The sequence below is a fragment of the Collinsella aerofaciens genome (assembly GCF_040920445.1).
GTDB classification, from domain to species: domain Bacteria; phylum Actinomycetota; class Coriobacteriia; order Coriobacteriales; family Coriobacteriaceae; genus Collinsella; species Collinsella aerofaciens_BH.
Map to the genome: position 1 here is coordinate 7,591 of NZ_JBCOTQ010000046.1, position 11,826 is coordinate 19,416.

The following is an 11,826-nucleotide window of genomic DNA, read 5'->3' on the forward strand; positions in this document are numbered from 1 at the left end:
GTCGTACTCCTGGGCGTGGTTGTCGACGAGCGGATGCCAAAAACCAACCTGGGGACCAGAGGCCATGACGTCACGCCCGGATGCCTTCCACTTGCTCACGGTGCCGTTGACCTTGCTGAAGGTCAGCTCGCCGTTGAGGGAGTGAATGCGAATCTCCTGCTCGGTCTCCTCGACCGTAAGCTCAGAACGAGTGGGAGCCGCAATGGCCGGCGCCGGATGGTTTGCGATGGCAAACTGGCTTGCACCCAGCTGGAACATCGGCTCGCACCAGACGTGAGCGGCCATGGTGTAGGCGCGCACGGTCAGCAGGGTCTCGCCTACCGCGGCCTCGCGAATCACCAGCGGAAGCTGGACGGACTCGCCGGGGGCAACCGCACCGGGCATGAGCGTCTTGCGGCAAACCACGTCGCCGTCCACCAGGGTCTCCGCCGACAGGCAAACATCCTCGAGGGTGGTAAACCAACGCTTGTTGGTGACGGTCAGCTCGCCCGCCTCGGCATCGTAGGCCATGCGAACCGGGCAGATGACCTGACCATACTCAGTGAGGCCCGGGCTCGGCTGCTGCCAAGGGAACACCATGCCGTCGATGCAGAAGTTGCTGTTATTGGGGTAATCGCCGTTGTCGCCACCATACATATCGTAGGCAACGCCGTCCTCGGTCACAGCAGCCAAACCGTGGTCGCACCATTCCCAGATAAACTGGCCTTGGATGCAATCCCAGCGATCGAAGACCTCCTGGTACTCGGACAGACCTCCGGGGCCATTACCCATGGAGTGGCCATACTCGCAGTTGATGCGCGGCTTGGGGAACGGATGCTCACCAAAGTCGTTCATCTGCGACACACGGGAGTACATCGTGGAAATGACGTCGACGGTATCGGCGTTGCGGTCCTCCTCGTAGTGGACCGGACGACCATCGAGCTCGTGAGCCTTGGCGTACATCGCGCGGATGTTGCAGCCATAGCCGCTCTCGTTGCCCAGCGACCACATGATGATGCACGCGTGGTTGCGCTCCTGCATCACCAGGCGCTCAATACGGTCGACGTAGGCCGGCTCCCATGCCGGGTCGTCGGTAACCAGGGCGATGTTGCCGATATTCTCGAAGCCGTGGCTCTCCATATCGGTCTCGGCGACCAGCATGATGCCATACTCATCACACAGCTCGTAGAAGCGCGGGTCATTGGCATAGTGAGAGGTGCGCACTGCGTTGATGTTGTGCTGCTTCATGAGCTCCAGGTCGCGGCGCATGCGATCGAGGCCCACGGCGCGGCCCTTGTGATCGTCGTGATCGTGGCGGTTGACGCCATGCATCTTAAAGTAAGTGCCGTTGAGGTAGATATGATTGCCCTCGACCGTCACCTCGGCAAGACCCTGGCGATGCGGGACGTACTCGCTCACCTTGTCGCCGTCGTAGACCTCAAACGTAAGATCGTAGAGGAAGGGGTCCTCGGGATTCCAGAAGTGGGCATCGGTCACGCTGCACTCGGCATGGCCGTCGACGCACTCACCCGTAGCCACCACGTTCTCGCCATCGCTGAGCGTAAACACAACGCGGGAAGCGCCCTCGGCAACCGTATCGAGCGTGATCAGAGCGGCATCGCCCTCGCGGTGCGTGCGGAACCTAAAGTCGACCAGGTGCGCGGCGGGACGCTGCATAAGGTACACATCGCGGAAGATGCCCGAGGCCCACCACATGTCCTGATCCTCGATGTAGCTGCCATCGCTGTACTGCAGGACCTTGACCGCAAACAGGTTGTCGCCCTCGACGAGCGCGTCGGTCACGTCGAACTCGGCAGACAGGCGCGAACCCTTGGTCATGCCGATATACTGACCGTTGACGTACAGCTCGCCATAGCTCTCGATGCCGTCGAAGCGAATGATCTCGCGAGCGCCGGCAGGAACGGCGGGAAGGTTGACGATGCGCTGGTAGACGCCCGTGGGGTCGTCGGAGGGAACGAACGGCTGATCAACCGGGAACGGGAAACCCTCGTCGGTGTAGGCAAGGTTGCCATAGCCGTCCACCTGCCACAGGTGCGGAACCTCCACGTGATCCCACTCGGGCTTGTACGTGGAGAGTTCCTCATTGGAGACGGCAGCGGGGCCCTCAAAGAGGCGGAACTGCCACGAGCCGGACAGCTGGACAAACCCGCGCGACAGCTCGCGGCTGTACGTTGCAGCGAGATCGGCAGTCTCGTAACCCATAAAGTACGCATGGGGTGCCAGGCGGTTCCTGTGGGTGAGCGCTTGGTTTTCCCAATCGTTAATGGCGTCCATGGTGATGCTCCTTCATCATCGTAGTGATTCTTGTGCAACCGGTTGTCCTTATCTTACGGGCGATGCAAAAAACTGTGCAACCGGTTGTCCGCTGAACGGTCGATTTGGTCGGGTTAACGGTGCAACCGGTTGTACAACCGCGACACTTATGTCACCCTGAGTATCGAAACTCAGCGCAAGACATCGTTCTCAAGCTCGTAGGCAACCGCCACGCCCGCTGATATCTCACCCATACGAGACGTATTCGATTGCGGCTTGGTTGCAAAATGACACCGGTCACCGGATATCATGAACGCTGTTCAGGCGCACTATAGTAAGCTGTATCCGCACCAGCCCGTATCAGCGACAACATCGACCGCATTCTCCAGGAGACGCCATGACCCAACCAGTTCGCACCGCACCTACGCTTGCCGAGGTTGCCGCAGCTGCCGGCGTGTCGCGCTCCACGGCATCGCGCGCTCTCAACGATTCGCCCCGCATTAGCGAGGAAACCAAAAGGCGCGTCCGCGCGGCGGCCAAGGAAGTCAATTTTGTCCCCAACGCTCGTGGCCGAGCGCTCGCTGTCGGGCGCACGGAAATCATCGCCGTGCTCGTGACCGAGCCTCTGAGTGAACTCTTCAGCGACCCCACCTATAGCGAGTTTTTGAGCGGCATTACCGAGGAACTGTCGGAGTCGTCCTATCTGCCCGTTATCTTGCAGGCGTCTTCTACGCATGAGCGCAACCGCGCACGCGAGCACTTTGAGCGCCGCTCGTTCGACGCCGTGATCGACGTCTCTCCCTACAAAGGCAGCGAGCTGCTCGAGGTGCTGCGCGAGCTGGGCGTACCCACCGTGTTGTGCGGCCAGCTCGAGGGCCACCCCTATCGCGATGTGTTCTCGACGGTCTACTCTGACGACGAAGAGGGCGGACATTTTGCGGCACTCGCCATGAAGGATCGCGGGCGCAAAGATATCGTCGCCGTGTTGGGACCGCAAGACAACCCCGCTGTTGTCGACCGCCTGCGCGGCTACCGCGCCGTCTTGGGCGAAGACCTCCCAGACGCAAACGTTATCTATACCGGCTGGAACAGCGGAGACGGCTATCAGGCCATGCACCAGATCCTCGCGCGCGAGATTGCTTTCGATGGCGTGCTCTGCGGATCGGACCGTATCGCGGCTGGCGTCATCACCGCACTCAACGAGGCAGGCCTATCCGTTCCTGCGGACGTTTCTGTCGTCGGCTTCGACGATCACGAGATTGCGGCGCGCTGCGTCCCCGCGCTCACGACCGTCCGCCAGCCCCTGCGCGAAGAAGGACACATGGCCGCCAACATTGCGCTCGACATGATCAAGGGTGCCGAGCCCACCACCTCCGTGATGCACATGCAGCTGATCCAGAGAGACTCGCTATAAGAAACTGGGGCAGGCTTTCTGCCAGACAGTTGTTGCGGAAAGCCTGCCCCGTTTTGAGCGCTCATTCTGGGGCACAGTTTCCGTTAGACAGCTCAACCGGAAACTGTGCCCCATTATTTTGCCGAATTCTGGGTCGCGCTTTCCCAGAGGACCCCCCTTGGGAAAGCGCGACCCGTTCTGGACGCAAATTCCGGGTCGTAGTTTCCGCGACGCCCGGTCAACCTATGCCCTCGCAACACCCACGCATAAAAAACGAGGGAAGGCACGCGTCCTTCCCTCGTTACAGGCAATATGTAGCCGCTCGCCTACATCAGGCGCAGGCTGACGTCCTTGAGCTGGGCGCCGCTAACGGCACTCGGAGCGCCCGACATAAGGTCGGAGCCGCTGGCCGTCTTGGGGAACGCCATGACGTCGCGGATGGAGTCGGAACCGGTGAGCAGCATGCACACGCGGTCCAGGCCCAGAGCGAAACCGCCCATCGGGGGCGCACCAAACTTGAGGGCCTCCATGAGGAAGCCAAACTGAGACTCGGCGCGCTCCTCGGTAAAGCCCAGGAGCTTGAGCATGGACATCTGCATCTCGGCGTTGTGGATACGCATACCGCCGCCGCCGGCCTCAAAGCCGTCCATGACAAAGTCGTAGGTGCAAGAACCGGCTGCCAACGGGTCGGCCTCGATCTTGGCGATGTCGGTCTCGGTCGGCAGGGTGAAGGGCTGGTGCTCGGCGGCATAGGCCTTGCGGTCCTCATCCCAGTGGAACAGCGGGAAGTTGACGACCCACAGGAAGTCGTGGCCCTCGCGCTTGATCTCGAGTGCGTTGGCCATGTGAGAACGCATGCCGCCCAGGATCTCGTCGGAGAGCAGGCGCGGGCCGGCGGCGAACATCACAAGGTCGCCGGGCTCGACGTCCATGCGCTCGCGCAGAGCCGCCATCTCCTCGTCCGAGAAGAACTTGACGATGGGGCTGTTGATGGAGCCGTCCTCGCGGAATGCGATCCAGGCCAGGCCCTTGGCGCCAAACGTGGAGGCCACGCCGGCAAGCTTATCGATCTTGGCACGTGCCCAGGCGCCGGCGCCCTTGGCGTTGATGGCCTTGACGACAGAGCCCTCCTCGTTTGCGGCAGTCGCAAAGACCTTGAACTTGGAGTTGGCGAAGATGTCGGTCAGGTCGACCAGGTGCATGCCATAGCGGGTATCGGGCTTGTCGGAGCCATAGGTGTCCATGGCCTCCCAGTAGTCCATACGACGCAGCGGCGTGGGCATCTCGACGCCCATGCGGCCGAAGGCGTCGGCCAGGACCTCCTCGAGCGCGCTCATGACGTCGTTCTGGTCCACGAAGGACATCTCGATATCGACCTGGGTGAACTCGGGCTGGCGGTCGGCACGCAGGTCCTCGTCGCGGAAGCACTTGGCAACCTGATAGTAGCGCTCGACGCCACCGACCATGAGCAGCTGCTTCAGGAGCTGCGGGGACTGCGGTAGAGCGTAGAAGTTGCCCGGCTGAATACGGCTGGGAACGATGAAGTCGCGGGCGCCCTCGGGCGTGGACTTAAACAGGGAGGGCGTCTCGACCTCCATGAACTCACGGTTGTGCAGCGCCTCGCGAATGGCAAAGGTAAAGTCGGAGCGCAGCTTGAGGTTGGCCATCATCTCGGGACGGCGGAGGTCCAGATAGCGATAACGCAGACGGGTGTCCTCGCTGGTCTCGATGCCGTCCTCGATCTGGAACGGCGGGGTGACGGACGTGTTGAGAACCTCGGCGTGGTCGGTCAGGACCTCGATCTCGCCGGTCGCGAGCTTGGTGTTGGTGGTCTCCTCGCCACGGGAGCGCACGACGCCGTGGATCTTGATGGGCCACTCGGGACGCATGGTCTCGGCGATCTTAAAGGCGTCGCCGTCGGAGTGCTCGGGGTCGAAGGTGAGCTGCGTGATGCCCTCGCGGTCGCGAAGATCGCAGAAGATAAGGCCGCCGTGGTCGCGGCGACGGCTCACCCAACCGGTGAGGGTGACCTCTTCGCCCACGTTCTCGCGGCGAAGCTCGCCGCAGGTACGGGTGTGCATGGAATGCTCGTCGATGGGACGGGTCTGGCTCATACCAGTGATCCTCCTTTATGGATCTGTGCCGCCCCGTGTCGTTCCGGGCGGCGTCGTACAGATTTGCCCAGCCTGCGTAAACCGCGCAGCCAGACATGGCGTTCTATCTTATCGCACCTGTGTCGATGTGCCGCGGAAAAGTAGCTCCTGCCCAAAGACTTGACGGAGACGAAACAATTGACGCACCGTGGCCGTCGCCAAGGCGCGCCGCGTGCGACAATGTGCCCCAATACAACTGCACTCGGAAAGGCCCGCCATGACTGCACGCCTCATCGTTATGGATATCGACTCCACGCTCATCAACCAGGAGGTCATCGACCTGTTGGGCGAAGAGGCCGGCGTGGGCGAGCAGGTAGCGCAGATCACCGAGCGCGCTATGCGCGGCGAACTCGACTTTAAGCAGGCGCTCGAGGAGCGCGTGGGGCTGCTTGCCGGCTTGGACGAGAGCGTGTTCGAGCGCACCTTTGAGCGCGTGACGTTTACCCCCGGTGCGTTGGAGCTTGTGCGCTCGGCGCACAGCAAGGGCTGGAAGGTCGGCGTCGTGAGTGGCGGCTTCCACGAGGTCGCCGATAAGATCGTGGCCGCCGCGGGCATCGACTTTTGCCTCGCTAACCGCCTGGAGGTCGTGGACGGCAAGCTCACCGGTAAGTTGGCTGCCGACATTGTGACCAAGGAGTCCAAGCTCATCCAGCTGCTGGACTGGGCAGTTGAGTGCGGCGTCGACATGGCCCACACGGTCGCTATTGGCGACGGAGCAAACGACATCCCCATGATCCAGGCCGCGGGCACGGGCATCGCGTTTTGCGCCAAGCCCAAGACGCGCGAGGCCGCCCCGTTTGCCATCGACGAGCGCAACCTCATGCTCGCTATGGACATCATCCTGCGCGACTAACCGATCCGTCTAACAACAGAATCAATTCCTCTATGTCTAGTTTCCGAACAATTTTGTCTTAGTGTTCGGAAACATACCCTTTGAGTGCTAGACTTTGCGCCGTCGAAGGGAACATATATGGATAAGCGAGACCTAGAGCAGCTGCTGAGCGATGTTGCCGGCGGAGCAGTCACTCCGGCAGTCGCCCTCACGCGCATCCAGACGGCGCCGACCGCCGATCTGGGTTTTGCGCAGCTCGATCTTTCGCGCGGAGTGCGCCAGGGAGCCGGCGAGGTTGTCTACGGTGCCGGTAAAACCGCCGAGCAAATTGCCGCCATTATCGAAGCGCTGCGCGATGCCGGCCAGGAACGTATCCTGGTCACGCGCCTGGATGCCGAAAAAGCCGCGCGCACCGCTGAGCTTCTCGGCAACGGCATTGACCTGGGATATGTCCCGGACGCGCAGCTCGCCCTCGTGGGCGGCAAGCCCTCCCCTACCGGCAACGGACGCATCGTCGTCGCCTGCGCCGGCACGAGCGACTTACCCGTCGCCGAAGAAGCCGCGTTGACGGCCGAGTTCTATGGCAACGAGGTCGACCGCCTCTACGACGTAGGTGTCGCCGGCCTGCACCGCCTGCTCGCGCATGCCGAGGAACTTGCCCAGGCGCAGGTGGTCATCGCCATCGCCGGCATGGAGGGCGCGCTGGCGAGCGTTATCGGCGGTCTGGTGAGCTGTCCGGTCATCGCCGTTCCCACCAGCGTTGGCTACGGCGCAAGTTTTGGTGGCGTAGCCGCGCTGCTCGCCATGCTCAACTCCTGTGCCAGCGGCGTTTCGGTCGTCAATATCGACAACGGCTTTGGCGCCGCCTACCAGGCAAGTCTTATCAATCATCTGAGCGCCGGCACACCCCGCGCCCGCTAAGGAGCATTCCATGTCCAATCATCAGCACACGCTTATCATCGACGGCACCTCGGGCATCAGCGGCGACATGACCGTCGCGGCCCTGCTCGATCTGGGCGCCAGCGAGGAGCACCTGCGCGAACAGCTCGCCACACTGCCGGTTGACGGGTTTGAGGTTGCCGTTACACGCGTAAACAAGCATGGCATCGACGCCTGCGACTTTGACGTTCAGCTGGCAGAGGAGCTCGAGAACCACGATCACGATATGGCCTGGCTCTACGGCAACAAAGCAGCTGCCGAGCACGAGCACGAGCACGAGCACCACCATCATGACCATGGTGAGCACGAACACTGCCATGGGCATGATCATGAGACCCACGGCCATGGCCACGAGGGCCATCATCACGCCCACCACCATCACCATCGTTCTTTGGCGGACGTCACCGCCATCATCGACGGCTCGCAGCTAAGCGATGGCGCTAAGCGTCGTGCGCTCGCCATCTTTACCGCGCTCGCCGCCGCCGAGGCCAAGGCCCACGGCAAAACGCCCGAGACCGTCATGTTCCACGAGGTAGGCGCCGTCGACTCCATCGTCGACGTCTGCTCTGTCGCCATCTGCCTCGACGGCCTGGGTATTGAGGATATCGTGGTCGAGTCGCTCTCCGAGGGCCACGGAACCATCCACTGTGCCCACGGCCTTATGCCCATTCCCGTCCCCGCTGTCGTCAACCTGTGCCAGGCGGGCAATATCGCCCTCATGCCTGCACCAGTCGCTGGCGAGCTCGTGACGCCCACGGGCGCCGCCATCGTCGCCGCGCTGCGCACGTCCGAGCACCTGCCGGCCCGCTACCGCATCGAGGCCGTCGGCTACGGCGCCGGTAAGCGCCCCTACGAGGGTTGCTCCGGTACGCTCCGCTGCCTGCTCGTTGACGCGGACGCATAACCATGGATGCCCGCAAGGCAAAAAGCCGTGCCGCCATCGTTGCGGCGTTTTCCGAGCTCCTTCGCGAGGAGGACTACGGCAAGATCACCGTCGGCGACATCATTGCTCGCGCCCATGTGGGTCGGGCCACGTTCTACGGCCTCTTCAAGAACAAAGATGACCTGCTCGCTGAGCTCGTGCGCGACATCTGCACCCATGCCCTCGACGATGACGGTACGCCCCTCGATGACCCGCTCGTACAGGTCGAGCATATCCTCAACAACCTCTGGGAGCGCCGCCAGGGCGTTCGAGCCCTCGTAGCCGGCGCCGGCTCACGCGTCTTCGCCGACTGCCTCCGCAAGACCATCATGTCGCGCGCAGCCGAAACCGTCCCTACCGACCCAAACGGCCCCGCCGCCACCATGGACCGAAGCTTCCTACTACACCACATAGCCTCAAGCTTCGTAGGAATGGTCCAATGGTGGGCCTGGCACAACTTCCAAGCCCCAAAAGAGGACGTAGCCAAAGACTACCTCTCAGCCATAAAACCCCTCTTCAACTAAGTAAACCCCTCATCCCAAAGTTCCGCCCTCATCTCAAAGCCCCGCCCCAACCCAAAGCACAATCCATCCCAAAGTATCGACTACAGCCCAACGCCCCTACCAGCAACAAGCCCCTCCCATCCAAATTCAGATATATATGTTGGGTTGCTTGTACGAACGCAACAAAGACCCCGTAGCTGGCCGCATGGGGTAACTTCCCAGCGCATTCCGCAGGACGCAAAAAGGCTCGCCGCACGAAGTGCGCAGCGAGCCTTTTTGCATGTCCGAGGACGCGCTGGGAAGTTACCCCATGCGGCCAGCGGACAACTATGTAGCCTCAGACTAGAACATGCCCAAGAAGCCGTGCACAAACAGCGCGGCCAGAGCGGCACCGACAAACGGAGCGATGCCAGGAACGAGCAGGCCGTACTTCCAGTTGTTGTCAGCCTTGTTCTTGATCGGCAGCACCTGATAGGCCATGCGAGGACCAAGGTCACGAGCCTGGTTCATGGCGAAGCCAGTGATGCCGCCCATGCCCATACCAACGGCCCAAACGATCAGACCGACGCAGATAGCGAGCATCAAAACGTTCTCGCCGGCACGGTTAGCGGCAGCAAGGATGGCGCTGATGAACACGAAGGTGCAGATAGCCTCGCAGAAGAAGTTGCGGGCATAGTTCGTGCCCTCGGTGGTGGGGTTGGTCGAGAAGATGTTGCGCTGAGCAACGGGATCGATGACACCATCGGAAGCCTTGAACTCATCGGCATACATCAACCACGCGATCACGGCGCCCGCAAAGCCGCCGAGCATATCGGCAACCATGAAGGGGATGCAGCTGCTCCACGGCACCAGACCGACGATGCACTGGGCAAGCACCATAGCCGGGTTCATGCACACGGCGCCGCCAAAGACAAACAGGCAGACCGAGATGCCAAAAGACCAAGTGGTGATGGCAAACATATGGCCGGAGCCCTGATACTTGGTGCCCTTAAGCACGGTATCGCAGTGCACGCCCACGCCAAAGATGATCATGAGGGCCGTTGCGCCGAATTCGCAGAGGAGTTTGGTAAGCATAAAACCTTATCTTTCTTGTCGGTTATAAACGATTCGTTTAGGCCGCGTACTAGTGCTGTGCGACGACAACGCCCAGGCCATCGGGAATGACGGCCACCTTGGCATCGGCACCCTTCATCTCAAAGGCGAGCTTGAGCGCCTCATCGAGGGTGTTGACCGGCGTCATGTGCATATCCTTGATCATCTGGTGATCGCACAGGTCGGTAACCATGATCACAGGGTGATGCGCCAGGATGCGGGCAAAGATCTGGCTCGTCCACTGGTCGGGCAGGGTCTCGTCCTTAGGACGGTCGATGCAGGCGCGCTCAAACTCTGCCGGATCATTGTCGGCGATGTTGTGATAGAAGCCCTCGCCACCGTGACCGTCGGCACAACCGGCGACATCGATGATCACGCCGCCCTCGGGAAGTGTGGCCTCTGCAGAGCACATGCCCTTCACGGCCTGATAGATGTTCTGGTCGAGCGGGTAGCCGCCGTTGGTGGTAATGGCAATTTCGCACTCGACGGGCTCAACGCCGGCAAGGCTCTTCACGAACTCGCAGCCAGCCTCGTGCGCCTTGTGGATGTCGCCGGCAAAGGAGCCGATGACCTCGTGCTTGCCGTTGAGCACCACGTTGAGCACAAAGGCAAGGTGAGCCATCTCGGCAGCGGCAAACATGTCCTCGCTCACGTGGTTGTGGCACAGGTTGCCGGCACGCGAATGGGAATCGTTCACAAACTGACCGTTGTGGTTGTACATGATGGTCTTGTAGCTGGCGATACCAGGCAGGACGGACTTGCGGCTACCAGAGAAACCGGCAAAGAAGTGCGGCTCAATAAAGCCCTCGGCAAGCAGCAGATCGCAATCGGCAGCAATCTTGTTGATGATGCACTCGCCGCCAGAAGGCAGGGTGCCGATCTTTTTCATCATGCTGTCATCGGTCGCGACGTGCATAACGATTTCCTCGTTGGCAACGATCTCCTCGCCGTACTTGTTGACGAGCTCCTCGTGCGTCGACGGACGATGCATACCCGTAGCAACCAGAATACGCACGCGAGCCTCGGGCGCAGCAGAATGGATGTGATGCAGCAGAATAGGCATCGTCACACGCGAGGGAACGGGACGCGTATGATCGGAGCTAATAATGACGATATCCTTCTTGCCAGCACAAAGCTCCTCGAGCGAAGGCGAGCCATAAGGATTGGCAAGCGACTCCTCTACCAGCTCTTCCTGCGATTTTGTAGTCTTAAACTCGTTTTGATGACCTTCCATCACACCCGCGAAGTTCTTATCCTCGAGCTCCAGATGCAACGTCTTGTGGTCAAACGGCAGTTCACATTCAAACAATGACGAGCGCCCTCTTCCTTTCAACTGACACACTAGATAAACCGTTGGAAGGATACGCCGCTCACCGAAAAACACCACCGTCCACCGACTCATTAACACAACGTTCATATTTGACCCACAACAAAACGGCCGCGACCCCAAACGGGACCGCGGCCGCCTGTCAAAGACACTATAGACAGGATGATTTACGCAGCGCCGAGGCAAACATCTAGTCCGAGACGTACGCACGTAAGCCATTTTGCATAAATTCGTTAATTAATTGCATAAGATGGCGCATGGATTTCTGGCCATAACTGGGTAGTACCCTCCGGAGCGTGCATTTTTGCGAGTATTCAGCATCGCGGGATAAGATTTGGCTCTGTTAGACCAGGATTGACATACATGTGTCCCCACGGTGCCATATCGTTGACCCCGTAGACCGCGATGATGG

Annotated in this window: 9 protein-coding genes; 5 read left to right on the forward strand and 4 right to left on the reverse strand. The window is 60.8% G+C overall.

All coding sequences use genetic code 11. From position 1 onward, the window contains the following. On the reverse strand, positions 1-2,274 hold a 2,274-nt coding region (locus tag AB5405_RS07715), incomplete at its 3' end, for a glycoside hydrolase family 2 TIM barrel-domain containing protein (protein ID WP_368138080.1). Positions 2,275-2,650: 376 nt separating this feature from the next. Between AB5405_RS07715 and AB5405_RS07720 the strand changes: the two genes are divergently transcribed. Next, positions 2,651-3,667 carry a LacI family DNA-binding transcriptional regulator gene (locus AB5405_RS07720; protein WP_368138081.1) on the forward strand — a complete coding sequence of 339 codons (1,017 nt, stop codon included), beginning with the start codon at positions 2,651-2,653 and terminating at the stop codon, positions 3,665-3,667. A gap of 305 nt (positions 3,668-3,972) precedes the next feature. Here the strand turns inward: AB5405_RS07720 and aspS are convergent, their stop codons facing one another. Then, on the reverse strand, positions 3,973-5,760 hold the full coding sequence (gene aspS, locus AB5405_RS07725; RefSeq protein ID WP_346981716.1) for an aspartate--tRNA ligase: 1,788 nt from the start codon (positions 5,758-5,760) through the stop codon (positions 3,973-3,975). 256 nt (positions 5,761-6,016) lie between these two features. On the opposite strand from aspS, the gene serB reads away from it, so the two are divergent. The 4 genes from serB to AB5405_RS07745 all read left to right on the forward strand — a co-directional run bounded on the left by serB (position 6,017) and on the right by AB5405_RS07745 (position 9,016). Continuing rightward, a complete protein-coding gene (serB, locus tag AB5405_RS07730; RefSeq protein ID WP_117563673.1) occupies positions 6,017-6,652 on the forward strand; it encodes a phosphoserine phosphatase SerB in 636 nt (211 codons plus the stop codon). Positions 6,653-6,769: 117 nt separating this feature from the next. Further along, complete coding sequence (gene larB, locus AB5405_RS07735; RefSeq protein WP_271730099.1) at positions 6,770-7,552, forward strand: nickel pincer cofactor biosynthesis protein LarB; 783 nt, start codon at positions 6,770-6,772, stop codon at positions 7,550-7,552. A 10-nt stretch (positions 7,553-7,562) separates the two neighbouring features. After that, positions 7,563-8,474 carry a nickel pincer cofactor biosynthesis protein LarC gene (gene larC / locus AB5405_RS07740; RefSeq protein ID WP_368138082.1) on the forward strand — a complete coding sequence of 304 codons (912 nt, stop codon included), beginning with the start codon at positions 7,563-7,565 and terminating at the stop codon, positions 8,472-8,474. Positions 8,475-8,476: 2 nt separating this feature from the next. Continuing rightward, positions 8,477-9,016, forward strand: a complete 540-nt coding sequence (locus tag AB5405_RS07745; RefSeq protein ID WP_368138083.1) for a TetR/AcrR family transcriptional regulator — start codon at positions 8,477-8,479, stop codon at positions 9,014-9,016. Between the two features lie 321 nt (positions 9,017-9,337). On the opposite strand, the gene larD is transcribed toward AB5405_RS07745, so the two are convergent. Then, a complete protein-coding gene (gene larD, locus AB5405_RS07750) occupies positions 9,338-10,069 on the reverse strand; it encodes a D/L-lactic acid transporter LarD (protein ID WP_368138084.1) in 732 nt (243 codons plus the stop codon). A gap of 49 nt (positions 10,070-10,118) precedes the next feature. Continuing rightward, positions 10,119-11,396: a nickel-dependent lactate racemase gene (gene larA / locus AB5405_RS07755; RefSeq protein WP_022093875.1), complete on the reverse strand. Its 1,278-nt coding sequence runs from the start codon at positions 11,394-11,396 to the stop codon at positions 10,119-10,121. Positions 11,397-11,826 lie beyond the last annotated feature (430 nt).